General features: G+C 62.3%; 21 protein-coding genes and 2 pseudogenes. 12 read left to right on the forward strand and 11 right to left on the reverse strand.

Going from position 1 to position 25,746, the window contains the following annotated elements; genetic code table 11:
* The first annotated feature begins 25 nt into the window (after positions 1-25).
* The 3 genes from ACP4XC_RS14480 (at position 26) to ACP4XC_RS14490 (ending at position 3,364) form a co-directional block, all read left to right on the forward strand.
* Positions 26-1,156 (forward strand): agarase, encoded by a 1,131-nt coding sequence (locus ACP4XC_RS14480; RefSeq protein ID WP_427170820.1) that lies wholly within the window; start codon positions 26-28, stop codon positions 1,154-1,156.
* Positions 1,157-1,440: 284 nt separating this feature from the next.
* Positions 1,441-1,770 (forward strand): transposase, encoded by a 330-nt coding sequence (locus tag ACP4XC_RS14485; protein WP_427170823.1) that lies wholly within the window; start codon positions 1,441-1,443, stop codon positions 1,768-1,770.
* 523 nt (positions 1,771-2,293) lie between these two features.
* Positions 2,294-3,364, forward strand: a complete 1,071-nt coding sequence (locus tag ACP4XC_RS14490; protein ID WP_427170825.1) for an IS110 family transposase — start codon at positions 2,294-2,296, stop codon at positions 3,362-3,364.
* Positions 3,365-4,029: 665 nt separating this feature from the next.
* Here ACP4XC_RS14490 and ACP4XC_RS14495 read toward each other — a convergent pair.
* The 8 genes from ACP4XC_RS14495 to ACP4XC_RS14530 all read right to left on the reverse strand — a co-directional run bounded on the left by ACP4XC_RS14495 (position 4,030) and on the right by ACP4XC_RS14530 (position 12,433).
* Positions 4,030-5,031 carry a sugar phosphate isomerase/epimerase family protein gene (locus tag ACP4XC_RS14495; protein ID WP_427170827.1) on the reverse strand — a complete coding sequence of 334 codons (1,002 nt, stop codon included), beginning with the start codon at positions 5,029-5,031 and terminating at the stop codon, positions 4,030-4,032.
* Between the two features lie 45 nt (positions 5,032-5,076).
* Positions 5,077-5,400, reverse strand: a complete 324-nt coding sequence (locus ACP4XC_RS14500) for a putative quinol monooxygenase (protein WP_427170829.1) — start codon at positions 5,398-5,400, stop codon at positions 5,077-5,079.
* A gap of 89 nt (positions 5,401-5,489) precedes the next feature.
* Entirely contained in the window at positions 5,490-6,662 is a 1,173-nt protein-coding gene (locus ACP4XC_RS14505) for a Gfo/Idh/MocA family protein (protein ID WP_427170832.1), read from the reverse strand.
* A gap of 76 nt (positions 6,663-6,738) precedes the next feature.
* A complete protein-coding gene (locus ACP4XC_RS14510) occupies positions 6,739-7,557 on the reverse strand; it encodes a sugar phosphate isomerase/epimerase family protein (RefSeq protein ID WP_427170834.1) in 819 nt (272 codons plus the stop codon).
* On the reverse strand, positions 7,554-8,717 hold the full coding sequence (locus ACP4XC_RS14515) for a Gfo/Idh/MocA family protein (protein ID WP_427170837.1): 1,164 nt from the start codon (positions 8,715-8,717) through the stop codon (positions 7,554-7,556). The genes ACP4XC_RS14510 and ACP4XC_RS14515 overlap by 4 nt, the downstream gene beginning before the upstream one ends.
* Before the next feature lie 6 nt (positions 8,718-8,723).
* Complete coding sequence (locus ACP4XC_RS14520; protein ID WP_427170840.1) at positions 8,724-9,710, reverse strand: ABC transporter permease; 987 nt, start codon at positions 9,708-9,710, stop codon at positions 8,724-8,726.
* A 2-nt stretch (positions 9,711-9,712) separates the two neighbouring features.
* Positions 9,713-11,221: a sugar ABC transporter ATP-binding protein gene (locus ACP4XC_RS14525; protein WP_427170842.1), complete on the reverse strand. Its 1,509-nt coding sequence runs from the start codon at positions 11,219-11,221 to the stop codon at positions 9,713-9,715.
* 57 nt (positions 11,222-11,278) lie between these two features.
* A complete protein-coding gene (locus ACP4XC_RS14530) occupies positions 11,279-12,433 on the reverse strand; it encodes a substrate-binding domain-containing protein (protein WP_427170845.1) in 1,155 nt (384 codons plus the stop codon).
* A gap of 278 nt (positions 12,434-12,711) precedes the next feature.
* On the opposite strand from ACP4XC_RS14530, the gene ACP4XC_RS14535 reads away from it, so the two are divergent.
* Positions 12,712-13,902: an ROK family protein gene (locus ACP4XC_RS14535; RefSeq protein WP_427170847.1), complete on the forward strand. Its 1,191-nt coding sequence runs from the start codon at positions 12,712-12,714 to the stop codon at positions 13,900-13,902.
* Between the two features lie 380 nt (positions 13,903-14,282).
* On the opposite strand, the gene ACP4XC_RS14540 is transcribed toward ACP4XC_RS14535, so the two are convergent.
* The 3 genes from ACP4XC_RS14540 to ACP4XC_RS14550 all read right to left on the reverse strand — a co-directional run bounded on the left by ACP4XC_RS14540 (position 14,283) and on the right by ACP4XC_RS14550 (position 18,708).
* Positions 14,283-15,386, reverse strand: a complete 1,104-nt coding sequence (locus ACP4XC_RS14540) for a hypothetical protein (RefSeq protein ID WP_427170849.1) — start codon at positions 15,384-15,386, stop codon at positions 14,283-14,285.
* A gap of 181 nt (positions 15,387-15,567) precedes the next feature.
* The gene (locus tag ACP4XC_RS14545; RefSeq protein ID WP_427170851.1) at positions 15,568-16,191 is read right to left on the reverse strand and encodes a hypothetical protein; all 624 of its coding nucleotides are present in this window, start codon (positions 16,189-16,191) and stop codon (positions 15,568-15,570) included.
* Between the two features lie 282 nt (positions 16,192-16,473).
* Complete coding sequence (locus ACP4XC_RS14550) at positions 16,474-18,708, reverse strand: GmrSD restriction endonuclease domain-containing protein (protein ID WP_427170853.1); 2,235 nt, start codon at positions 18,706-18,708, stop codon at positions 16,474-16,476.
* A gap of 567 nt (positions 18,709-19,275) precedes the next feature.
* Between ACP4XC_RS14550 and ACP4XC_RS14555 the strand changes: the two genes are divergently transcribed.
* The 8 genes and pseudogenes from ACP4XC_RS14555 to ACP4XC_RS14590 all read left to right on the forward strand — a co-directional run bounded on the left by ACP4XC_RS14555 (position 19,276) and on the right by ACP4XC_RS14590 (position 25,720).
* Entirely contained in the window at positions 19,276-20,484 is a 1,209-nt protein-coding gene (locus tag ACP4XC_RS14555) for a DNA-binding domain-containing protein (protein ID WP_427175117.1), read from the forward strand.
* Positions 20,475-20,531: pseudogene (locus ACP4XC_RS14560) on the forward strand (hypothetical protein); the annotation flags it as partial. The gene ACP4XC_RS14555 and the pseudogene ACP4XC_RS14560, both read left to right, overlap by 10 nt.
* A 78-nt stretch (positions 20,532-20,609) precedes the next feature.
* Complete coding sequence (locus tag ACP4XC_RS14565; protein ID WP_427175199.1) at positions 20,610-20,927, forward strand: hypothetical protein; 318 nt, start codon at positions 20,610-20,612, stop codon at positions 20,925-20,927.
* A 17-nt stretch (positions 20,928-20,944) separates the two neighbouring features.
* The gene (locus ACP4XC_RS14570; protein WP_427170856.1) at positions 20,945-21,838 is read left to right on the forward strand and encodes a TniB family NTP-binding protein; all 894 of its coding nucleotides are present in this window, start codon (positions 20,945-20,947) and stop codon (positions 21,836-21,838) included.
* Complete coding sequence (locus ACP4XC_RS14575; RefSeq protein ID WP_427170858.1) at positions 21,835-23,028, forward strand: TniQ family protein; 1,194 nt, start codon at positions 21,835-21,837, stop codon at positions 23,026-23,028. Before ACP4XC_RS14570 ends, ACP4XC_RS14575 begins: the two co-directional genes overlap by 4 nt.
* A gap of 101 nt (positions 23,029-23,129) precedes the next feature.
* Positions 23,130-23,768 carry a recombinase family protein gene (locus ACP4XC_RS14580; RefSeq protein WP_427170860.1) on the forward strand — a complete coding sequence of 213 codons (639 nt, stop codon included), beginning with the start codon at positions 23,130-23,132 and terminating at the stop codon, positions 23,766-23,768.
* A gap of 716 nt (positions 23,769-24,484) precedes the next feature.
* A pseudogene (locus tag ACP4XC_RS14585) lies at positions 24,485-24,793 on the forward strand (recombinase family protein); the annotation flags it as partial.
* Between the two features lie 606 nt (positions 24,794-25,399).
* Positions 25,400-25,720: a histone-like nucleoid-structuring protein Lsr2 gene (locus ACP4XC_RS14590; protein WP_427170863.1), complete on the forward strand. Its 321-nt coding sequence runs from the start codon at positions 25,400-25,402 to the stop codon at positions 25,718-25,720.
* Positions 25,721-25,746: the final 26 nt, after the last annotated feature.

Consider the following 25,746-nt stretch of genomic DNA (forward strand, 5'->3'; position numbering starts at 1 on the left):
AGAAATCGAAGGGAAATCACCAGCAATGTCATCACATACATCGGCACCCCGTTCGTTCTTTCAGGTAGGTCAGAACGAGACCGGAGCCTGGAGCTTCATCGACCCCCAGGGCAAGCCGTTCATCTCTCTCGCACTCAACCACCTGGACGACTCTGACCTTCGCTACCCGCACAACGTGGAAATCTTCGAGCGCAAGTACGGCACACGCGAGGCCTGGACCAAGGGAGTTGTCCGGGATCTGCAAGACCTGAACTTCAATACCATCGGTTGGACATCCCAGTACATCAGCGGCGGATGGGGGGAAGCGCTGGACTGGTTCGGCGACCCGGTCGATCTGGGCCACTCCTCCCCGTGGCCGGACCAGCATCTACTTGACTCCGGATTCCCATACGTTGTGCAGATCCGTGCGCAAGAAATTGAAGACTGGAACGGCCACCCGGCGTTCAGGGACGTCTTTGGCGAAGACTTCCAGAAGTATGCCGACTGGATAGCGCGCCGCATGGTATCCGATCACAAGAACAGCACGAACCTCATCGGCTACTTCCTCGTTGACATTCCCGCTTGGCTGCCCCACGCTGCCGGCAGATTCTGGCCCGGATTCGAGGGCCTGACGCAAGAAGAACACGATCAGAAACTGTTCGACGTGGCCACGCAGTACTACAAAACAATCACCGAGGCCGTCCGGCGCTACGACCCCAACCACCTGATCCTCGGGGACCGGTACAACGGCAATAAAGGCATCCCAGAAGCAGCCCTGCGCGCAATGGTCCCTTTCATCGATGTTCTTTCGGTCCAGTACTTCACTGGAAAGTCCGACGAAGAGTACTCCACCATGATCAAAGACCTCCGTGGCTGGCACGAGCTCACGGGCAAGCCGGTCGTTATCGCAGACATCGGCAACTGGGTCCCCACGGAGATGAACCCGCACCGCACGAGCGATATGGAGACCCAGGCCGAACGCGGTGCAGACTACGCCAACGGCTTGGCTCGAGTCGCCGCCGAACCGTGGATCATCGGATGGCACTGGTGCGGCTACATCGAAAATCTCGGCCGCGGCTGGGGCGTCAAGGACCCCAACGACGAGTTCTACACAGACATGACAGACCAGATTCGTGAGGCAAACGAGAAGGCTCAAGCAGCCGTCGGCGAACGCTGATACGGAAAGTGATACAAGAGACGCAAGAGATGCAAGAGATGCAAGAAATTAGGCTCACCGCCCGCTGCACCGACCTAATCTGTGATCGGTCCGGTCCATGAACCGCCTCCGGGCCAGACTGCTGGAATACTCCCCGGCACTCGAGCAACTCGAGCGGGCGTTCGACCAAGAAGGCGCTCCTGATCCTCCTGGGCGGCTACCAAACCCCGGAGGGCATCCGCCGGATCGGACTGACCCGGCTCACGGGAAGGCTGAGGAAACGTGGCTGCCGAAACAGCGCCGCCATGGCAGTAAAAGGCGTCGACGCCGCGAACGCCCAGCACACAGTCCTGCCAACCCAGAGCACAGGCTCGGCCCTGGTCGTTCGTCTGGCCGATCAGATCAACAGCATCGACGCGCAGATCACGGACCTGTTCCGGCAGCACGTCGATGCGGACATCCTGCTGAGTATGCCTGACTTCGAGCCCGCGCTGGGCGCCGCGTTTCTGGCCAACACCGGCGGTGACCTGCGTGCTTTCGAAACCGTCGACCGGCTCGCCAGCGTCGCAGGCCTTGCCCCGGCACCCAAGGACTCCGGCCGCATCACCGGCAACCACCACAGAGCATGCGGCTAAAGTCGGCGGGTCATGCGCACCTGCTACCTCGGAGCGCTCTCCAGGCTGAAGAACAGCCCGGCCTCACGGGCCTTCTACGACCGCAAACTTGCCGAAGGGAAAACCCACAAGCAGGCCCTAATGCGCCCTCGCCTGACGGCGCATCAACACCCTCTGGGCCATGCTCCGCGACCACACCACCGATCGGGAACCAACACCGGCCGACACCACCCAAGCGGCTTGACAGAAGCTGTGAGTCTTTACATGGCTGGTCCGGGACCGGCTGGCAGGGTTGGCATTGGTCGCCTCGCCGCGGTTGTGGCTCATGACAGAACTGGCCCCCTTGGGTGCCTTGCCTATGAACTGTCCGACCGTGGTGGGCGGCCGGCGCCAGCCCGGCCCACCTCGGTGGCCTGATAAGAAGCCTGCCCGACCCCCAGGGATCGTGGCCCATCACAGTTCTGCCTCGAAGTGACCTCTCCCGGGCACGGCGCCGGTCCGCAGCGACCGGGAACACTGTCGCATGGAAAGGAACCGTGATCGCGTGAGCACCACTGTCGCCCACACGCATTCATTCGTCATCGGCGTGGACACCCACGCCAGGACCCACACCTACGCGGTGCTGACCTCCAACGGCGAGCACCTGGGAACCGAAGCCTTCCCCAACACCCATACCGGCAGGGCCCGCGCGATCACCTGGGCGGCACGCCGCACCGGTGGAGACCTCGGCGCCCTGTGGGTCATCGAGGGCATCGGCAGCTACGGGGCTCAGCTCGCCCGCCAGACCGGGCTTGCCGGCTACCGGGCGGTCGAAGCAGGCCGGATGGGCAGGGCAGGGCGCCGCGGCATCGGCAAGTCCGACCCGATCGATGCCCGGCGCATCGCCGCGGCCGTGCTGCCCCTCGAAGATGATCAGCTGCGCACCCCGCGGATGGACGAAGGGATCCGGGCGGCAGCCCAGATCCTCCTCACCGCCCGCGATGAGCTCACCCGGGAACGGACCAGGGCCGTGAACGCCTTGACCGCCCTCGTGCACATCGCCGACCTCGGCATCGACGCACGGCATCCCCTAGGCGCCAGGAAGATCGGGGAGATCTCCCGCTGGCGCCCGCGCGAGGAGAACCTCGCCGCCGCGACCGCCCGCACCGAGGCCGTGCGGCTGGCCAAGAGGATCCTCGCCCTTGACACCGAGATCACGGACAACACGAACCGGACCGGCGAGCTCGTCGAGGCCAGCCCCGCTGCGGCCCTGATCGAGGAGACCGGGATCCGGCCGGTCACCGCAGCCACCGTCCTGGTCGCCTGGTCCCATCCCGGACGGGTCAGGGACGAGGCCGCGTTCGCCGCTCTCGCCGGAGTGAACCCCATCCCGGCTTCCTCTGGCAACACCACCCGGCACCGGCTCAACCGCGGCGGCGACAGGCGCCTCAACCGCGCACTGAACGTCATCGCCATGGTCAGGATGGTCCACCACCCCCAAACCCGCGCTCACGCCGACAGGCGCCGCGCAGAAGGCAAGACCGACCGCGAGATCCGCCGCTGCATCAAGCGCTACCTCGCCCGACACCTCTACCGCCACCTCAACGCCGCCGCTGGCCGCGAAATTGGGGGTTGACGAGATATAGAAGCTTCATTGAGATTGCCAGTGTACGGGCACGGCCCGATCGTCCCGCTTCGTCGAGCCCAGATTTCTTGCCCGAATGTAAGGTGGGCACCGCATGCCCTGGGAAACACCAAAGTCGTTCGTCACCCGTCCCGTCGACCCTGACGCGTGAGGTGCGCCCTGTCGTCCAGAAAGTCAGTGCTGCCGTGCGCCTGATCCACCGACATCGTCAGAAGAAGTCACTGACTCCATTTCCAGTCCAGTCTTTTCCCGGGTTGTGCCGTACGGTACGTGGGGACTTGAGACTGGCCATGAATTTGCTCGGGCCGGTGCGCGTGACCAGGATGCCGTGCCGGCGGGCCTCGGCCCTTGGCGTGAGGAGTTGCACCGTGGCATTCAGGGTGCTGTCCAGAGCTGATCTGGTAAGGATGTCGAGGGAGATTGAGTCCGAGCTCCAAACGTATTCATGCTGTGGTCTTTAGGCAGCGAGTATTGGAGAGGACAAGAGATACAAGCACAGAGGCGACAAGGGTGATGACTGCCGTGGAGTGCCCCCATGATCACCGCGGCAGCATTTAGGCACCATATAGGTACAAAGTCCGGATCTGTCACTAATTTCGGCGCGACCTACGCTTCCGAGACGAATTACAGGCTGCGCAGGGGCCTAAGCGGACTGGTCAGCGCTTGGTGTTGAAGGCGGCGTCGAAGGAGGTGTTCGACGCCGGGAAGTCGAACTTCTTGAGGGCGGCGAGAGCCTCGGGGGCGCCATGGAGGCGGTCCATGCCGGCGTCTTCCCATTCCACGGAGATGGGGCCGTTGTAGCCGATCGCGGTGAGGGCCCGGAACGACGATTCCCAGGGCACGTCCCCGCGGCCCGCGGAGACGAAGTCCCAGCCGCGGCGCGGGTCGCCCCAGGGCAGGTGCGAGCCCATGACGGTGTTCCGGCCGGTAGGGCGCAGCTTCGTGTCCTTGCAGTCCACGTGATAGATCCGGTCCTTGAAGTCCCAGATGAAGGAGACCGGGTCGATGCCCTGCCACATGAAGTGGGACGGGTCCCAGTTCAGCCCGAACGCGGGGCGGTGGCCGATCGCCTCGAGCGTGCGGACGGTGGTCCAGTAGTCGTAGGCGATCTCGGAGGGGTGGACTTCGTGGGCGAAGCGGACCCCGGATTCGTCGAAGACGTCCAGGATGGGGTTCCAGCGGTCAGCGAAGTCCTGGTAGCCGGCCTCGATCACCTTCTCCGGGACGGGCGGGAACATCGCCACGTACTGCCAGATCGAGGAGCCGGTGAATCCGACCACGGTGTCAACGCCCAACGCTCGCGCGAGCCGGGCCGTGTGCTTCATTTCCTCGGCGGCGCGCTGCCGGACGCCTTCGGGATCGCCGTCGCCCCAGACCTTGGACCCGACGATGGCCTCGTGCCGGAAGTCGATGGGGTCATCGCAGACGGCCTGGCCCTTGAGGTGGTTGGAGATGGCCCAGACCTTGAGGTTGTACTTCTCCAGCACCGCTAGCTTGGACTCGACATAGCCGGGCTCGTCCCAGCGCCAGGCGTCCAGGTGGTCGCCGGACACGGCGATTTCCAGGCCGTCGTAGCCCCAGCCGGAGGCCAGGCGTGCGACTTCCTCGAAGGGGAGGTCGGCCCACTGGCCGGTGAACAGGGTGTACGGGCGGGGCATGTCAGGCTCCTTTAAACGCTTGCTGTTGTGAGTTGGTGGCTGCATTCAGCCGATGCTGCGGAGCCGGTGGACGACCATGGGCTCGGCGAGCAATGGATCGGCCAGGGCCAGGAAATCTGTCACATGGGACCGCCGGTTGTGATCTTCGAGCGTTTCGTCGTCTTCCCATCGCTCGTAGAGAAAGAACCGGGCAGGGTCGGACAGATCGCCCAGGACGTCATAGACGACGCAGCCGGGGTCGCGGCGGCTGGCGGCCTGCAGGTCGTTGAGCGCGTTCTCCAGGTCTTGGATTGAGCCCGGCTTTGCAACGAATGTGGGTATGAGCGTAATCCGGTGGTCTTGCGCCGCGGGGCCTGTGTTGTCGGGCATGGGTCGGCTTTCGTGTCGGAGGGGTGGTGGTGCGTGGTCGGGAGGACCGGGCTGCCGGCAGCGGACCGGTCCTCCCGATGCGGACTCGCTTATGCGTCGATGAGCGGAACGTCGACCCAGCTGTCTTTTTCGGCTGATTCGATGATGGCGTCATCGATCAGGGCCGTCTGGTAACCGTCCGCGAAGTTCGGGCTTACGCTGCCGCCTTCGGCGATGGCTTTGAAGAAGTCGTGGGCTTCGATGATCTTGGTTTCGCCGTAGCCGATTCCCAGGGCGGGGATGGGCCAGAGTGCCTCGCCGTAGGGGTGGTTGGGGCCGGTGTAGACGGTACGGAAGCCGCGCCGGTCGGCCTGGTCGTTGGCGAAGGACACCTGAAGTTCATCGCGTCGTTCGTAATTGAAGACGATGCTGCCTTCGGTCCCGTGGATTTCGAAGGTGATGAAGTTGTTGCGTCCGTGGGCGTTGCGGGTCGCTTCGATCGACCCGACTGCTCCGTTGGCGAAGCGGATCATGGTCATCACTTCGTCGTCGACGTCAACCGCTCCCTTGGGCCCTTCTCCGGTGCGGGCCTTGCCGAGGGAATCGGCACCGCCGCTCTGAAGGGGACGTTCGGGGATCCAGGTCGACATCAGTGCGTTTACCTGGCTGAATTCGCCAACGAGGTAGCGGGCCATGTCGATCACGTGGGTTGCGATGTCGCCGAGGGCGCCGGAGCCGGCGATGGATTTCTGGAACCGCCAGGACAGCGGCGAGTTCGGATCGGCGCTCCAGTCCTGCAGGTACGTGCCACGGAAGTTGGTGATCCGGCCGATGGCCCCTTCCTCAATGTATTTCTTGGCCAGGGCCACGGCAGGGGTGCGCCGGTAGTTGAACGCGACCATGTGCACGATATCGGTGTTCTTCACCGCGTCGTACATGGCCTTGGACTCTTCGCCCGTTCGGGCCAGCGGTTTTTCGCAGATGATGTGCTTGCCGGCCTGGGCGGCGGCGATGGCGATCTCGGCGTGGAGGTGGTTGGGTGTGGCGATGTCCACGACGTCGATGGTTGGGTCATCGATGATGCTTCGCCAGTCCGACGTCGATTTTTCGAAACCGAAGCGGCGTGCGGCTTCGCTGGCGAGTTCTTCGGTTGCTTCCGCGATCACGGCGCGTACCGGCAGCGCGGGCGCCGGCCAGAAGAACATGGGCATAGCTGCGTAGGCTAAGGAGTGGGCCTTGCCCATGAATCCGCCGCCGATGAGGCCGACATTGAGGTTTTTCACGTGGATTTTTCCCTTCGTATTGCTGAATTATTTTCCGGTTGCGCTCAGACGGGCCGTTTGATGGCTCCCGTCCCGGTCAGGAGAGGATGGTGCCGAGGTATTTCTTGCTGATCTCCGCTGCCGCGCGGGGGTCGCCGTCGTAGGAATCAAGTTCGACCATCAGCCAGCTGTCGTAGCCGCTTTCCTTGATGGCCGCGATGATGTCGGGGAAGTTCAGGTCGCCTTCGCCCAGAGGAAGGAACTGGAACGGGTCCTTCCGGAAGTCCTTGAGATGGACGTGACGGAGGCGGTCAGAATATTTGCGGATCTCCGCTGCCGGGTCGCAGCCGCCCGCGGCCAGGTGCGCGGTGTCGGGGCAGAAACCGATCCGGCTCAAACCCATCAGGCGCTCCAGCTCGTCTGGGCTTTCCACGATCGTGGTCAGATGGGGATGGTAGCTGGCGGAGAGTCCGAAGCTTTCGGCAATGTCGGTCACGCGGTCCAGAGCGGTCCCCAGACGTACGTAGTCTTCATCGGTCGTGCCGGCTGCCCGTCGTGCGCCGCCGCCGACGACAAGGCGTTCTGCGCCGAAGGTCGCCGCGAGTTCGGCGGCGCGGTGGATGCGGTGAAGCTCATCGGGCAGGATGTCGGCGTAGATGAAGTTCGCCCCAGTGTAGACACTGACCAGCGAAAGCCCTGAGCCTTCGAGAATGCCGCGGAGTTCATCGGGGTTCTCTGCATATTCGGCAAGGTTGCCGTCAAACATTTCGGTGCCTTCGTACCCGGCCGCAGCAATATCCTGGACGGCTTTGTCCATGGGTCCGTTGGTCCTGTAGAAGAGGTCTTTGACGCTGGTGACGCCCCCGGCGTCGCCGACGACGCCGCCCCAGGTGATCGAACAGTATCCCAGTTTCATTGTTCCTGCCTTTCAAGTGAAGATGAAAATGATCCGGTTGTAACAGTCGGGGTGTTCGGGTCCCCGCCTGGCACGTCGACCCAGCCTCCGCGGGAGGCGGACGCCAGGACAGCGTCAGTGATCCGGGCCGCGCGCAGACCGTCGCCGAAAGTCGGCAGACCGTCGGGTGTCCGGCCTTCAACGGCTGAGTAGACGTCCGCGATGAAGGCGTTGAAGCTGTCCTGGTAACCCTGGGGGTGTCCGGCGGGCAGCCGGGCATATCGCTTCCCTGCCTCAGTAGACAGAGTGTCTGCTCCGCTGTGAACAAGGCTGCTCGACCGGGTTCCGCCGACCCACAGAGTATCGGGCTGCTCCTGGTTGAAACTGAAAGATGCTTCGGTTCCGTCCAAAGAGAACCACAGGCGGTTCTTCCTTCCAGGCGTGACCTGGCTGACCACCAGGGACCCCGTTGCTCCCAGGTCCGTCTCGAACAGCACGGTCGCACCGTCTTCCGTGCCCACCGCCGACAGTCCTCCGCTGCCTTCGCGGTGCTCGAAGGCACGCGCAGTCTTCGCGACGAGCCTGGTGATCCGGTGACCGGTGGTAAATTCCATGAGATCGCACCAGTGGACACCGATATCGCCGAAGGCCCGCGATGATCCGCCCTGTCCGGGATCAACGCGCCAGTTATTCGTGTCCGCCCCGGCCAGCCAGTCCTGCAGGTATGACCCGTGCAGGAGCCATAACCGCCCGGCCTCCCCTGCGGCCAGGCGTGCCCGTGCTTCCCGGACCGCCGGGTAGAAGCGGTAAACGAAGGGAACGGCTGTGACCGTCCCGGCACGGTCGGCCAGCTCACTCAGCTCAATGGCGTCCGGCAACGTCGTGGCCAGAGGCTTTTCGCAGATGACGGCTTTCCCTGCAGCGATGGCCTTCCGCGCCAGGTCAACGTGGGTGGCGTTAGGGGTGCAGATATGGACGACGTCCACTTCGTCGCTGGCGATCAGCTCTTCCGCCGACTCGGCCGCTGATCCCGCTCCCAGACGCCGGGCGGCTGCGTGGGCACTGTCCCGGCTGCGGCCTGCCACGACGCTGACAACCCCTCCGGAAGCCCTGATTGCGTGCGCGTGGACCGAGCCCATGAAACCGGTTCCGATGATTCCGGAGCGAAGGTTTGTGCTCATGCCCGGCTACTTCTTGCGGGCAAGGGCGACGGCGAGGATGATGATGCAACCACGGACGACCTGTTGCTGGCTGCTGTCCAGGCCGGCCAGGATCAGGCCGTTGTTGATCAGCCCGATCAGCAACGCCCCGAACAGTGTGCCGACGACGGTGCCGCTGCCGCCAAAGAGGCTGGTTCCGCCGAGGATCACGGCCGCGATGGCCGAGAGTTCGTCGCCGGTTCCCCATTGGAAGCGGCCGGACTGCAGGCGCCCTGCGTAGAGCATGCCGGCAATGCTGGCGACGACACCGGAGATGAGCAGGACCTGGAACTTGATGCGCTTGGTGTTGATCCCGGTGAAATCGGCCGCGGTGCGGTTTCCTCCGGTGGCCAGGACCTGGCGGCCGAACTTGGTGCGCGCAAGGACGACCGCTCCGACTGCGACGAACACTGCTGACCATAGGACAAGCCCGGGAACGGGGCCGAAGTTTCCGGAGCCGAAGACGAGGTTGAAGGTGTCATCGAGGATGGGCTGGGGCGCTGAAGCGGTGATCCACTGCGCGGCTCCGACCGCAATGCCCAGCATGCCCAGGGTGACCAGGAACGAGGGAATACCCAGCAGACTCACCAGCGAACCGTTGATTGCGCCGACGACCACGCCGACGGCCAGCCCGGCCAGGATGCCCGGAAGGATACCCCAGTGGGAGATCGCCATGGCTGTGCAAACGCTTGACAGGCCGGCCACTGAACCCACGCTCAAGTCAATCTCGGCGCACGAGATGACGTAGGTCATGCCGACCGCGATGACGGTGATGGTGGCCGTCTGCCGGAAGATATTCAGGATGTTGTTGGCGGAGAGGAAACCCTGGTCCCGCAAGAGGATCGCGAAGAAGATGAAGACGACGACGAAACCGATGTAGATGACGTACCGCCGCCAGTCGAGTTCCTTCAGTACGGTGCCGATGTTGCGGGGAGCCGTCGCTTCGCGGGCTCCGATCGCGCTTGCCTTGTTCATTCTCAGACTCCCTGGACTGCGAGTTGTAGCGATTCCTCGTCAGCGATCTCGCTGCGAGGCAGGTCACGGATGACGGAACCTTCCCTGAGGACGAGCACGCGGTCGCTGACCGCAAGCAGCTCGGGATATTCCGAAGAAATAACGATGACAGCCTTGCCCTCATTGGCCAGTTCACGGATCATGTCCAGAATTTCGCTCTTGGTGCCGATGTCCACCCCGGCCGTCGGTTCATCAAGGATCAGGATGTCCGGCTCGGTGCCCAACCACTTTGCCAGCACCACTTTTTGCTGATTGCCGCCTGAGAGGAGGCGGACGGGACGGCCGGGGTGCGCGACTTTCACAGCGAACTTCTTGATCAGGGCGGCGGACAGGGATTTTCCGGCAGCGAGATCAAGCAGTGGTCCACGGCTGATCTTTCCCAGCAACGGCAGCAGCAGGTTGTCCCGGACCGAGTGTTCAAGGACCAGTCCCTGGGCGCGCCGGTCTTCGGGGATCAGGGCCAGCCCGGCCCCTATCGCCTGCTGGGGTGTGGCGAGAGTAGTTTTCTTCCCCCGGATCAGGATCTCTCCGCTGTCGAGTTTGTCGATGCCGAACAGGGCACGGGCCAATTCGGTCCTGCCGCTGCCCATCAGACCTGCCAGGCCGAGAATTTCGCCGGGGCGAAGCGTGAATGAGACGTCCCGGACCTTGGGACCGGCGTTCAGTCCCCGGACCTCCAGAAGCGGTTTGCCGAGGTGGGCTGTGTGGTCCCGCTCGTGATAGGCCAGCTGGCCTTCGATCTTCTTCCCGACGATGCCTTCCACAATTTGTTCAGGGGTGACGTTCGTCAGCGGCTCCGTCAGGAGTCTGCGTCCGTCGCGAAGGATGGTGATGCGGTCGGCGATCCGATAGATCTCGTCCATCCGGTGCGAAATGTAAATGATCGAGATTCCGCGTTTCTTCAGCCTTTCGATCAGATCGAACAGGGCTTCCGTTTCATGCTTCGCCAGGCTCGCCGTCGGTTCATCCATGATGAGCACGCGGGCGTTCTGGGCGAGGGCCTTTGCTATTTCCGTCAACTGCCAGTAGGCGGTGCCCAGACGGGAGACGTGTGCCCGGGGGTCGACGGTAACTTCCATCTCCGCGAAGACGTCGCGTGCCCTGCGCACGGATTCCTTGTCGTCAATGAGCCCGGTACGGCCTTGGGGTTCGGCGGCGAGGAAGATATTTTGAGCCACTGTCAGGCTGGGCACGAGGCTGAATTCCTGGAACACCATGCCGATACCGGCGGCCTTCGCGTCCTGGATGGTGTTGATGAGCGTTGTTTTTCCTCCGATGAGGATCTCGCCGGAGTCTGCTTGATAGACGCCCTGCAGGATTTTCATCAAAGTGGATTTACCGGCGCCGTTACCGCCTGCAAGAGCATGGACCTCGCCCCGTTGGACTTCGAAATCGACGTCCTTGAGGACACTGACCCCGCTGAAGCTCTTTGAGATGGAGCGCATCTCGACGACGTTGTCTGTTGTGGTCATGGGAAGGTCGCTTTCGTGGGCGGGGCGGCGCAGGAGTGGCGCCGCCCCTTTGCCGGGTTACTTCTTGTAAGCATCCTGAAGATCCTTGGGAGCATCCTCGTGATAGACCTGCTTCCACGCTTCAAGGACGTTGGAGTGATCGACCGGAAGGGCGCTGAGGGCGACGTACGCCGGGGCTTTCTTGCCAATCAGGGAACCGGCAGCGAGCCTGGCTTCGGTCACGCCCTGGTCGAAGGGAACCTGAGCGCCGAGACCGACGACGAGCTCATTCTTTGCCAACGCGATGGCCACGTTCTTACCGAGGTCTTCGGTGGCGATCTTCAGGTCGGTGCGTCCGGCGGCGCGGGCGGCTGCCATGACGCCTTCGGCCGGAACGTCCCACACAGCCCAGATCCCCGAAAGGTCCGTGTGCTTGCTGAGCATGGCATTGGCGGCGCCCTGGGCATCACCGGCGAAGTCCGGACCTGCGATGCCCTTTTCTTCTACGATCTTGATGTCCGGGTATTCCTTGGTGATCGTTTCCTTGAAGCCCTGGTAACGCTGCTTGGTGACGAAGAAGTCCGCCTGGTGGAAGATCACGCCGATCTGGCCCTTGCCGCCGAGCGCTTTGGCCATCTCATGGGCCGAGACAACACCGTTGCCGTAGTTATCCGCCGATACGTCCGAAACGTAGTCTTTGCCGGCCGTCAGGCCCTGGGGGACGTTGTCCATGAACACCAGCTTCGTTCCAGCGTCTGCCACCTTTTTGTAGGCAGCGGAAGTCGCGACAGGATCCGTCGGGATGGAAACGATGATGTCGGGCTTCTGCGTCATGACCGTCTCAAGATCGGACACCTGCTTATCCGGCTTGAAGTCGGCGTCCGTGGTCGCAATGACCTTGATCCCCAGCTTTTCGAACTCGCTCTTCAGACCTGCGATCTGCGCGGTCGCCCAGTCATTGCCGCCGTAGTGCATCACGACCGCAGCTTTCGCGCCGAGCGCCTTAACCTTCGCGATTTCATCAGGCGTCAGATCAGCCACCGACGCCGGCGACGGCGTCTCCCCGTTCGGGCCCTTGCTGAGTACCTGCCCCTTCACCTGCGCCAAGGCCTTCTCTGCCTTCTGGGACACGCCGGAATCCTGGGTGCCCGAGACGGTAGTGGATGAGCTGCAACCGGAAGCGGCGACCGCAAGGGCGGCGCTAAGAACGACGAGCGGAAGCTTGTGTTTCATGAATATTCTCCGATGAATATGTGATGGGCCGCTAGTAAAAAAGGAGAGGCTTCGCTTGCCGAAGATCCAGGATCCCTACAACCCCACCAGCGGCTTACTTTCACACCCTCACTCGAAAGTATGGCATGGATCACCTTACTTTTGTCAAGCTCTATTCAAAAGTAGACCGATAGTCGATACTCTTTTCATGTGGAGTACTACAGGTACGCGGGCCAACGGATAATGAAGACGAGAAGTGTCGGGACAACACGCCCGACAGAGTGTGCGAAGGGAAGCCGATGACGATCAACAATTCCACGACCAGCGCAAACGTGGCGGGGGTTTATGAGCTTTTTCAGCTCATGCGCGACGGTGAACCCCGGACGCGCGCCGACATCGCAGCACTCACGGGACTGGCGCGCTCAACAGTAGGGCTGCGCATCGACGCGTTACGGGAGCTGGGCCTCCTAAAGCCGGTCACTGACGCCGCATCGACCGGAGGGCGGCCGTCGTCACGGATCGCCTTCAATCCACGTGCCAGGATCGTGGCCGCAGCCGACCTGGGAGCGACGCACTCAACTGTCGCCCTCACGGACCTGGCGGGGACAACCCTGAGCGAGACACGCACCAGACTGGACATTGCTGAGGGCCCGGAAAAAGTGCTGGGATACCTTGTCGGGACCATTGCAGCTCTACTGGAGCAGATCGAATGGAACGGCTCTGAGCTCATAGCCATCGGCATCGGACTGCCCGGACCTGTAGTGCACGCAACCGGAAAACCCTCAAAACCGCCCCTGATGCCAGGATGGGATGGCTTCGATGTCCCGGAATACATCAGACGTACATACAGGGTTCCGGTCCTGGTCGATAATGACGTAAACATTATGGCGCTCGGTGAGCGCACCATGAGGCAGCCTCAGCCCGATGACATGATCTTCGTCAAAGTTGCCACCGGCATCGGATCGGGCATCATCAGCGGCGGCCAGCTTCAACGCGGCACGGACGGCACGGCCGGCGATATCGGCCACATCCCGATTGCCAGGGCAGCCGGTGTGCCCTGCACATGCGGAAACCTCGGCTGCCTCGAAGCGGTCGCCAGCGCGCCCGCAATAGCTGCAACGCTACGTGCCGCAGGCCTGGACGCCGCAACGAGCACAGACGTCATCAACCTGGTGCGCGCCGGAGATCTGACTGCGATCCAAGCCGTCCGACAAGCCGGACGCGACATCGGCGAAGTGCTCAACATGTGCGTTAGCATCGTCAACCCCTCCCTCATCACCATAGGAGGTTCCCTGGCCCCGGTCGCCGACCAACTCATCGCAGGAATCCGCGAAATCGTATACTCACGATCCATGCCGTTGGCCACACAAAACCTCGTCATCGAGCAATCAAAGGCCGGACCCGAAGCAGGCGTCATCGGCGCAAGTATCCTCGCCATAGAACACGCGCTCTCCCAGGAACGCATGGACGCCATGATCGGGCCCAAATGACGCAACCCGACAGGGACGGAGCTTTCCTCTGCCGTGGACATCCGATATACCCCGCTCGATTAAACGCCCGGTGAAGCTGCAGCGGATTCCAGCTGCAACGCCCCTGGCGTCTCGGAACGCTTGGGATACGAGGCGTCTCATTGACCCGGCAACCGCTGAAGCGGCCATACTCTAATTTTCGCCGAAGCTGCGGGCTCATCCGCGGCCGGCGATTCCCGTAACTATGTCTCTAAACCTTTCGGCGGAGTCGGTGAATTCACCGTTAGTTACGAGACGCACCAGAGCAGCCCAAGACGATGATGATCGACTACGCATGCATTTCGACCCGGCAGCAGTCCACCGACCAGCAGCAGACGGCCATTTGCTTTGCCCGCGCTTGGTCAGGCCTTGTTGTCCAAATGGAATGCCTTAGAAACTTCTGTGAGAGTCAGTTCATGGCGTAGCTTGCAGGCGCTGTTTTGATTGGCGAAAAGCCCCTTGAGCCAAAATGCTTCCCGAAGATCAACGGTACTTGTCCATGAGACAGGCACGATGTACTCGTTAGTGTCAGCGCCATCCTGACCCAGGGCCACGCTGCGAAGTCCATAGTCACCTTTGAGGTCCAGCTGACTGAAGAGCTTTTCCACGCCGTTCTGCTCGAGTTTGGATTCCGAGGCTGGCACGGCAGGACCGGTCACCGTCCCGACCCCCACGTAGCCGCTGCCGGGAACGTACACGAAGATGCGCGCACCGACTGGGAGTTTGCGCAGGGAACGTGAGTACCACTCACCGCCGCCGGCGGATACGAAGCCATACTCCTGTGCGTCATCCCAACTACGTGTCGAGTTTTCCAGTCCGAATGCTACATACCAGTCCGAGCCGTTCCACGCGGCCTTGGTAGAACGGTGTTGCGCCCCTCCGGAAGGAGCGGCCTGACGCGTGGCCGGGATGAGCCATGTCCGTGCAAGGTAGTCATTGCCCTGATCCGAAAAGTAGCGGAAGAGCATGACGTTGATCGGGACGGAATAGGTCGTGTTCAGATATTGGACGATGCGCTCGGTGCTGTCGTCGAGATCGCTCGCCACAACAGTAATCGAGTGGGCCTCATTGAGGTCATCTGGTGTGGGGGTCCCACCGAAGCGGTCGGCGAAGGCAGTATCGAAATCCGTGCCAGGACGATGCTTGTTGAAGATGTCCCGAAGGTCCTCATTCGACAGGCCCTGCACCCACGAGGCGTAGTCCAGCGCCTGTGCGACGATTTCGCGAGGCGTCTTGTCCCTCTTGAGCTCCACGATGTGAACCGTACCTTCGACGTCGATGCCCAGGATGTCGACAAGTTTTCCGTGACTGGTTAGAACTTGGTGGCCGATCAACAGCAATTCGGTTTCAAGGATCGCGGGATCGTCGAGGATGAGCTGTTCCAGGCGGGATTCCAAAGGCATCCTTGCTGGTGTCAATTGGACGGCTTTGTCCGTCACGCGCCAGAGGCCAATTTCCAGAGGCAATGGAATCCTTCCGTCGAACAGCTGAAGTCCTGCCGAGCCTATCCCGGAAACCAGGGCAGTTGTCCTTTGTGCCACGTCCCGAGAGTCTCCCTGCTATCCCGTTTGAGGATCCTCAACCGGACGCTTGAGACCTAGGTTTAGATCCTCAAGTCCATGATCAAAACTTATCCTTGGGTCAAAGCTAAGGCTGCTGCTGAACCCACCACAGGAACTCGCCCGCGTGCGGGCGGTGCATGAAGCCATCGCCGGCGAGCTCTGCGAGCAGGTCGTTGCTCCTTACGATTTGGTGGCCGATCCTTGCGTGATCGTAAGGCGGCAGGTCGATGCCGTAGACATCCTTGGCCGCTATCGTCTTCTGCTCGTAAGTCAGGAGGGTCAAGAACCGCTCGGGGTACATGACCGAGAGCACCTTTGAGAGCAGGAGTTCTTTGAACCCCGGGAACGAGAAGGGGAGCTTCCCGTGGATCAGGTCGGTGAGCCGGTCTTCCAAGGACTTGCCCGTTCCGTGCAGAAGGTAGTCCACAACCTGCCGGACCTGCTCTGCACCGTCTTCCGGGTTCTGGTCGAAAGCGCTGAGGAACGTGGCCTGGATGCCTAGGTTGGAGCCGCTGGTGTCCTTCCCGAATGCCCGCAAGTCAGCGGGGCCAGCGGTGGGTAGGCCCTCTTCGCTGAAGAAGTACTGATACTTTGCCCAGAAGGCCGGCACGCGCGGATCAAGCCCAGCATGCTCCTGGCTCAGGAACACTGGCTTGAGGCGCTCGGCCCGGGCCATTGCCTCCGGGCAGGCCTTGTCCGTCGTCGGCATGCGATGAAGGGTCGGCTTTGCGATCCGAGACGCAGAGTCCGGCCGGGCCGCCCCATGCACCCACGCATAGTCGCAGTCTGGGCACCGGGCCCTCTTGCGACCATCGGGGAGCTCTTCGAGCACCTCGACATCCTCGTGGCCGATGTCCAACGGGCACATCACCGGCATCACGGGTACCCCATCTCTTGATACTTACTGCCCGGCTGCCGGGCAGAAGCTAGTCTAGTGCCGGGCGGAGTTGCGGTCGGAAGTGCTTGGGAAGAGCCAAGAGCCTGCGCTGACCTATTCGTAGTCAACTTCGTCTGCGCTCTCAGCGGCGACCAGTTCGGCCTCGATCTGCTCTGAGTCTTGTGCATCCACGCCGACCTCGTCTCCTTGGTCATCTTCGCCAAGGCTGGCGCGGTATTCATTGCGAACTTCCCAGAGCGACTTCCCAGATCCTTGAATCTTCCAGAATCGCCAACCATTGATGCCGCCCCGGTACAGGTCCGTCGAGTTGGCAGCCACCCCCGCCGCGGAGGGCGTGTCGTAACCGACATCGCCGACGAACACGCGCCCGTCGAGCCCGACCGCGGCGGTCGCACCGTTCAGTACAGCGGGACGAGCGACGAGCACGGTTCCCGGCTGAATGAGCCCCTCCGAGACAAGCAGAGCAAGGTCGACTTCCCCCGAAGCTTCAGGCTGCGCCGGCTGCGTTGCGAGTCCAATATGTCCTGCTGGGGCAGGCCAAACCTTTAGGACCGACGTCGCAAGCGTCGCCGTACGGGCAGTGATCACCGTCTCGTCCCAATTGGTCGGGGCGGACTGAATGACATCGTTCGTGAGGAGCACGTCGTTGACGTGCTGAAAGTGCTCTACCTTCGTCGTCCATGACCCGTTTGAAACCTTCGAATTCAGTTTCTGGGTCACCAAGGTGAGATTGCCGAGTTCGTGCAGAGTGCGGTCACGTGACGCCGCCTTCATTTCGGCTTCGTCGGGCGACCATATAGCCGGCCAGGCTGCCCGCCACTTCTGAGGGAGTAAGTGCTCGACCGTACCGACCCCACGCGCGATCGGCCCCATACCGAGTGCATTCCAATCAGGGTAACCACGGCGGTAGTCTTCGAGCGCTTCAAGGATCATTCGGAGTCGAGCCCGGAGATACTTGTTGTATGCGGGCGCGCCCTTCAGCGCCGAGGTGACCTCTGCGTCGTCCGGCCAGTACCCGACGGGCGTCTTGTTCGAAGCGAGGTAGGACTGGACCTCAATGGCCAGACGATCGTGCGGCTGCTTGCTCAGGTGGACAATGAGGTCGAGCATGAATCGGTTTGTGCCCTGCGAGGGCGCTTTCACGACCGCGCGGCGGACGAACCAGCTTTCGAGGTACTTGAGGATCTGAGTCTTGTCTTTTTCCGGAACATCTGACTGCGGCTCCTCATCGAGCCAGATCAGCAGCGGTCGCACAACCTCAGAATCGAGAGTGCCGACGCGGTAACTGAACCATTGCACCCTCGTCAACGGACCGTTCACCGCCTGCGCCCCCTCGATCACGAACCGATATCTATCCGCCGCCGTCTTGATCTCCGGTAGCAAACTGGACAGGTCGGGCCGCTTGTCGGTCACGTACCCCTTGAACTGCGTGAATAGCTCTCGAATCGGGAAGTCTTCGAGCAGTCGGGCGCGCAGCCAGTGCCAGAGGAACCAGGACGCGCGCGGGTGCGAGATGCGTCCGGCCGTGACCTGCGTGACCCACCACGGAGTCTCGAGTTCAGCCCAGTTACTGAGGTACGCGACTTCGACTTCCGCTTCGGTGCCGGCGTGATTCTGGAAGATGAAGTTCTTGATGAGGTCCGCGGCGCTCAGTGGCTCGCCCCGCGCATTCAGCGTCTCAAAGATCGCCTGCGCATCCTCTGTCGCGTCGAGGCGAATGCTCACGATCTCGAGCTGACCGGACACGGCATCAACGAGGAGCTTCGCGCTGATCTCGAGCTCGTCCGCATTGTCGAGCCACGCGCCGATGGAATCGCTGAAGTACTGATGGGCCTCAGCGAGCCGCGATGGCACGACGCTCGAGTAGTCAACCGGAGCAGGGGCGCTCATGACCGATTTGAATCCCACCCGGTCGAGATTCGTCGGCCAGACCTTATAGCGGTCCTCAGGCTTCTTGAGGAAGGCGGCCGGATTGACGATGAGCGGCTCGACCTGTGCCGCGAGCATCGTCAGACCGCGGGCGTCAAGCTGCGAGTGAAGTGAGTCGAGGAGGATCTGGAGTGTCGTGAGTCGCTGCTGACCATCGATGACACTCCACTCCGGCATGGTGCCAAGCGTGAAAGGCAACTGCTGTACGACGAAAGCGCCGAGGAAGTGAGTGGCTGCCGGGTTCTTTGTGGCCAGCACATCAGCGAGCCGCGCTATGTCCTCCCACAGGGGCTGCCATTGCCGCTCCTTGGACCAGACGTAAGGGCGCTGGAAAAGAGGCACCACCATTCTCGAGGGCTGATAAAAGACCTCCCGCGGATTGACCTTCTCGGGCTTCATGCCTTGTTCTCGTTTGTCGCCATAACTGCACATTCCTAGCTGGGTGAATCAGTTGTCATCTGCTGTCATCGGCTCCCCAGGAAGGGATGGCCCGAGACAAGCCCATAGCTGAACCTACACAGCACGGCTGACGTTCAGGATTACCAACGGTCTCGGCGCGCCGATCCTCAACTGATGTTGCAGTTCGTACGCGCCCGCACGTAGCTCTGATTCAACGAGGACTTCCGCAATTAGCGTCGGCCTGATCTCAAGCCATGGTCACAACTGAAACGAACTGCGACCTTCAGTCGAATCGCTGTGTTGCGAGACGGCCCGAGCGTCCGTAAGCCGGTCCCCCACCGCGACACCTCCGGCCCGCTCCCCCGCCACGAAAAATCCCTGTCATTTTCAGCACCAGCCTGCACAGCGGCCCGCATGTTTTCGGGGTTGTGCAGGCGAGTGTTGAACACTGGTTTTTCAGTACTCGTCTGCACTAGCCTCGTTTCTGCTTGATACTCCTATGCACAACAGGGAGGTGGCGGAGTGGACGCGGAATCGGTGCGCATTGGTGAGTCGGGCGCGTTGACCATGCCGGACGATGTGTGGGATCGCACGAAGGCAGTTTCGGCCGTGATCGCACCGTTGGCAGCGAAGACGATTGTCGGCAGGGCAGCGGTTGATGCGGCCGCATCGGCGTTGGGGTTATCGCCTCGCCAGGTCTACGTGTTGATCAAGCGATACCGTGACGGGTCCGGTCTACTGACGGATTTGGCCCCGCGGCGTTCCTCTGGTGGGAAAGGAACCCCGCGCCTGTCGGATGCGGTCGAGGACCTCGTGCGCGAGCTCGTACGGAAACAGTTTCTGACCCGGCAGAAGCGGACGTTGGCGGCGGTGTACCGCGACATCGCGGCAGCATGCCGGACACGGGGGCTTCCGGTTCCGGCCAGGAATACTGTGGAGCGGCGGATCCGGGCGTTGAATCCGGTGGAAGTGGGCCGCCGTCGGGGCGGACCGGATGCGGTGCGGGGCTTGCAGTCCGCCGGTGGTGAGGTTCCGGTGACCGGGGACATTTTGGAGCAGGTGCAGATCGATCACACGGTGATTGACGTGATCGTCGTCGACGAACGGGAACGGCAACCGATCGGCCGCCCATACCTGACCGCGGCGGTCGATGTGTGCAGCCGATCCCTTGTGGGCATGGTCGTCACGTTGGAAGCGCCCTCGGCAGTGTCGGTAGGCCTGTGCCTCGCGCATGCCGGCACCGATAAACGGCCTTGGCTTGAGAATTTGGGTGTTGAGGCGCAATGGCCGATGAGCGGAAAACCGAGGCAGTTGTATCTGGACAACGCCAGTGAATTCAAGAGTGAGGCGTTGCGGCGCGGGTGTGAGCAGCACGGTATCGAGCTGGCTTATCGGCCGCTGGGCCGGCCGCACTATGGCGGGATCGTGGAACGGGTGATCGGCACCGCGATGCAGCAGGTCCACGAACTTCCCGGGACCACATTCTCCAATCCCGTCGAACGCGGCCGTTATGACTCGGACCGGATGGCGATGTTGACCCTTCGCGAGCTGGAGAAATGGCTGACCCTTGCCGTGGCCGGCTACCACGGCACCGTTCACAGGACCTTGGGACAAACACCGGCCGGCCGCTGGGCCGAAGGAGTCGCGGCCACGGGGGTGCCGGCCGTGGCGTCGAACCCGACGGCGTTTCTGGTCGACTTCCTCCCGGTCATACGGCGCACCCTGACCGGACGGGATTCGTCGTTGACCATGTCCACTATTTTTCCAACGCGCTGAAACCGTGGATCAGCCGACGCGACACGCTTGGCCGGTTCCTGATCCGCCGTGACCCGCGGGACATCAGCCGGATCTGGGTACTGGAACCGGACGGACACGCCTATCTAGAGGTGCCGTATCGGACGATGGCGAACCCGTCCGTGAGCTTGTGGGAGCACCGGCACGCCCTGGCGCGGCTTCACGATCGCGGTATCGCGCAGGTAGATGAGGCGGCCCTGTTCAGGATGATCGAACAGATGAGAGAGATTGCCGGCACTGCGACGAAGACAACCAAACGGATGCGCCGCGACACCGAGCGGCGCAGGATGGCGGCTGCCGCAACGGAGAAGCGCGCCAAGAGCCCGGGCCCTCCAATGCCGCCCCAATCGCCTGAGGATCAGCTGCCGGACGGGGAGCCGGCGGCTGCCCAGGTGTCCCGGTTCGATCAGATTGAGCAGTGGTGAGAGTGCCTGACGGCGTCGTGTCTGATCTGTCCCACCTGCATCCGGCGGTGCGGGACGCGGCACGGTTGCCCGCAAATGAGCGGGTGGAACTGATCCGGGCGGACCGGTGGATCGGTTACCCGCGTGCGGTGGAGGCGGTGGCACGGTTGGAGACGTTGCTGCGCTGGCCGGACAAGGAGCGGATGCCGAACCTGTTGCTGGTCGGGCCGACGAACAATGGCAAGTCGATGATTGTGGAGAAGTTCCGCCGCGGGCACCTGCCAAGGACCGAGGCGGACAGGGAACACATTCCCGTGTTGTGCGTGCAGATGCCGTCCGAGCCTTCCGTACTGCGGTTCTACACCGCGCTCCTCGCTGCCCTCGGCGCGCCTCTTCAGCCCCGGCGGCGTCTGGCCGAGGTGGAGCAGGTGTCGCTGAGCCTGCTGCGTGCCACGGGAGTTCGCATGCTGGTCATCGACGAACTGCATAACGTCCTCGCCGGGCAGGGCAACAGCCGCCGGGAGTTCCTGAACCTGCTCCGATTCCTCGGCAACGAGCTGCGCATTCCGATCATCGGGGTCGGAACACGGGAGGCGTATCTTGCGGTCCGATCCGATGACCAGTTGGAGAACAGATTCGAACCCGTCGTGCTTCCCTTGTGGAGTACCGGCGCCGACACCCTGTCGTTGCTGGCCAGCTTCGCCGCCGCGCTGCCGCTGCGCCGGCCGTCCCGGATCGCCACCGAGGACATGGCCCGGTATTTGCTGGCCCGAAGCGAGGGAACCATCGGGGAACTCACCCGGCTTTTGACCACTGCGGCGATCGCTGCAGTTGATAGCGGTGAAGAGAGCATCACCCACCGCACCCTGGCCATGGCCGAGTACGCCGGACCCACCGAACGGCGGCGGTTGTTCGAACGGGAACTACTGTGAGCGGACCCCTGCGGTGGCCGGTGCATCCCGCGCCGAACGACGGTGAAGCGCTCTCCTCCTGGCTGCGCCGGATCGCGGGCTGCTACGGCACCGACATCGAACACCTGGGTGATGACATCGGCTACAAGATCGACGCGGGTGACCTTGATGACGTCGACCTGGCGCCTCCGCCTGGCATGATCGAGGTCCTGGCGGAGCGCACCGGGGTCGCCCCTGCCCGGCTGCGGCAAATGAGTGTGGCCGGCTCGGTTCCGTGGTTGCTCGATGACATGGAGCCCGGCCCGGAGGGCTTCCCCACCTATACCCGGCAGCTGTCGGTGCTGCGGCCGGCCGGGAAACAGAAAGCGCGGGTGGTCCCGTCGTGGCGGCCGTGGCTGCCGGACCGGCTGCCGGCGAGAGGGTGTCCGGAATGTGTGGCAGAGAGCCCATCCCCTCATCCATACCGGTTACTGTGGGCAATCCCCATCGTCTCCAGCTGTCTGGCCCACGGCTGCTGGCTTGAGGCAACCCTCGCCGCGCGCAGCTACTTCGGGATGTGGGATTTCGACCGGCCGGCACCCAGTCCGGCACCGCAACACGTCCTGACGTTGGATCAACGAACCCGGGACGCCTTCGCCGTCGGCCATGTCGAGCTTCCGCGCCGGCGAGTCCATGCCGGGATCTGGTTCCGGCTTCTTCGCACCGTGGTCGATGAGCTCAGCTGTCCCCTCTCCGAGAACCGGCCAGCCGATACCGGCACCATCCGGCAGATATGGAAAGAAGCCGGCTATCCGGCCCGCGACGGACAGGGACTCTGGCGCCCGTTCGAACAGCAACCGGAAACGGTGCAACGGCACACCATGGAAGCTGCGGCCGTCACCATCGCCCTCCTCGAGGCAGGGACAATCACCGGGCGTGGCTGCGGCGCGCACCTCTTCCTTCCGGAACCTGATCTCGAGCTCGGTGACGGCCGAACACCGGCTGAATTTTCGAAGAGTCAACCCGACAACCTAAAGGCGCTCGGGCAGGCCCTGGAAGAAGCGATCCAGGCGGCCCGGGAAGACCCTGCCGAGGCGCAGGCCCTCTACGCCTTCGCCCTCATCGGGTGCAGAACACCGGAGTCCGTGACCCGGCTGAGAGCCGACTTCGCCGAACTCGGCATACCCCTGGAAATCTTGTCACTTACGGACGGTCAGGCATCCTTTGCATGACGTAGAATAAATAACGGGTTAAGTGACAATTTAACGATGCGTGCCTTTTTCGATTCCGACCGTCACTTAAACGAACGTATAAATAACAGAGGGAGAAGCCGTTGCTGGTTGGATATATGCGCGTCTCGAAGGCGGACGGTTCCCAAACAACCGATCTTCAGCGAGATGCGCTCCTGGCTGCCGGCATCGGTGCGGATTCTCTCTACGAAGAAATGGCCTCGGGGAAGAAGGATGACCGGCCAGAGCTGGCCTCCTGCCTCAAGGCCCTGCGTCACGGAGACACCCTGGTGGTCTGGAAGCTCGACCGGCTCGGCCGGGATCTGCGCCATCTGGTCAACATCGTCCACGACCTGACCGAACGCGGCATCGGGCTTAAGGTCCTCACGGGCCAGGGCGCCGCCATCGACACCACCACCGCGTCCGGCAAGCTCGTTTTCGGGATCTTTGCCGCCCTGGCAGAATTCGAACGCGAACTCATCTCCGAACGCACCAAAGCAGGGCTCGCATCCGCCCGCGCCCGCGGCCGCAACGGCGGACGCCCCTACAAAATGACCCCGGCGAAACTCAGGCTCGCCATGGCCTCCATGGGCAAGTCCGGAACCAAAGTCAGCGACCTCTGCACCGAACTCGGGATCACCCGGCAGACTCTCTACCGACATGTGTCGCCAACTGGCGAGTTGCGTCCCGACGGCGAAAAGCTGCTGTCCCCGGTAGACGCTCGGGTGCGCAAGAAGGTCTGACAGCAGCGGATAGGTCCGATCCACGACTAACGAAATGGAACGCCCGAGCCGTAGGGGAACGCGCAATGCTCGAACCGCACCACAGCTGCCACCATCGGGAGGGAAACACCCCCTCCTGGCTAAGAGGCGTTGTTTGAATCGTCCGGAGATTTGCCCGACTTCCGCCACATTACGAAGTTGGTGACGGCCAACACGAACCATATGACCACCAGGACAATTCGGAGGTAATCCGGAGTTCCCTCTGACAAATCACGGATGACCAGAGTCAGCCATCCGACGGTCAGCAGCGACCAGATAACGGTCGACAATAGCAGAAGCCGCCGTCGGGGTCTCAGAGGCCTTCTCCCAGGTTCAGTCAGGCCCATCATGTCAGTGATTCGCAGCCAAGCGTTGCGTGCCCTTCCACCTGTCATGGCAGAACCCTAGCCGTGGCTCACCCGTTGCGGAAGAAGCCGAGAACTCCCCCAAGTGTCTGGGTGTAGGGCTGGGTCTGCCCGAATGCGTTGGGAATGGCACTGTCTCTGGACAGTGACCGTCAATGGTTGCCCAAACGGGACCGATCTGGGGCTGCGGCGTTGTGCACGCGACTTCGGACATTCCGTGCAGGCGACTTCGGAAAATGACAAATCCCATACAGATGCTGGGGTCCGGGATTCGCGTATACCCCGCCCGCAAAACTGTCCCGCTTAGGTAGCTCAACCGCTACAGTTGCACCCGTGACCGCGCACATCATCGGTTACGCCCGGGTATCCACCAGCGAGCAGGACCTGACCGCGCAGCGCAACGGCCTCGCCGCACTCGGCGTCCCCGCTGACCGGGTCTACGTCGACCACGGACTGACCGGCAGAAACAAGGAACGGCCCGGACTCCGCGAAGCCCTCGCCGCCGTCCGCGCCGGCGACACCCTCGTCGTCACCAAACTCGACCGGCTCGCCCGCTCCCTGCCCGACGCCAGGGACATCATCGAAGACCTCACCACACGGAACGTGAAGCTCAGCATCGGCGGATCCGTCCACGACCCAACCGCCCGTAGGACGACACGTCATCGGTTGGGGGCAGTTCCCATGAGGGCGAGGTTGAGAAACTGACCCTGCAATGGGCGCACGGCCTCATTCTTGAATGAACTGCCGACGAGGAATTCTGGGATTCACTCTTGGAGGCACGGGCAGAGGCCGCCCACGAATCTGACGGAGAGTCAGCAGAACAGCGGGTACTAAACCAGGCCAATCTGGCGAGGCTCCACGCTGCACTCCGTGCCTCCAGCGAGTTCAGGATTGCCGCGCGCGGAAGGTGGCGGGCAGTAGCCGGGCTGATCGCTGGGCGATCGACAAAGACCTTGTCGATTCGCCGGTATTTGATCGAGCGCTGCGTGATGCCAGGGCTGGGCGGATAGGAAGGTGGCCGAGTATAAACAGGCTTTACTACCGCGAATTGATGAATTAGTTGAAGAGCTGATCCTAGGGATGAATGGGTAATCGCAAGATCTATTGTTCTGCGCCGGTAAGTGAACAAGGAGTTTCTTAGCGGAAAAGGCTGACGGATATCGGCTTAGCCCGGCGTTTATCGAGCAAGTTATACGAGCGTCTCGCTCCTAGGTCCGATTTATCCCGGGAGTCGGCTATGCTGTATTTATGGCTACAAAAACTTATATCCGACTAGTTGACGATCTCGACGACTCGGATGCGAACGAAACCATCAGCTTCGCCCTCGACGGGGCTGAATATGAGATTGATCTCAACGAGCTTCACGCTAACGAACTACGGGAAGCACTGAGCAGGTTCATATCGGTGTCCCGCAAACTAGGTGGGCGAGCTAAGCCGGCGCGCCGGATGGCCACAGCCGGGGCTGATACGAAGGCTATCCGTGCCTGGGCGATTGAGAACGGTATTCCGATCAACACCCGCGGCCGTATTCAAGCTGACGTGATAGAGAAGTACGCAGCTGCGCACTAACACACCTCATTAGATAATCAGGGACT

This window comes from Arthrobacter sp. 92, assembly GCF_050260325.1.
GTDB lineage: Bacteria > Actinomycetota > Actinomycetes > Actinomycetales > Micrococcaceae > Arthrobacter.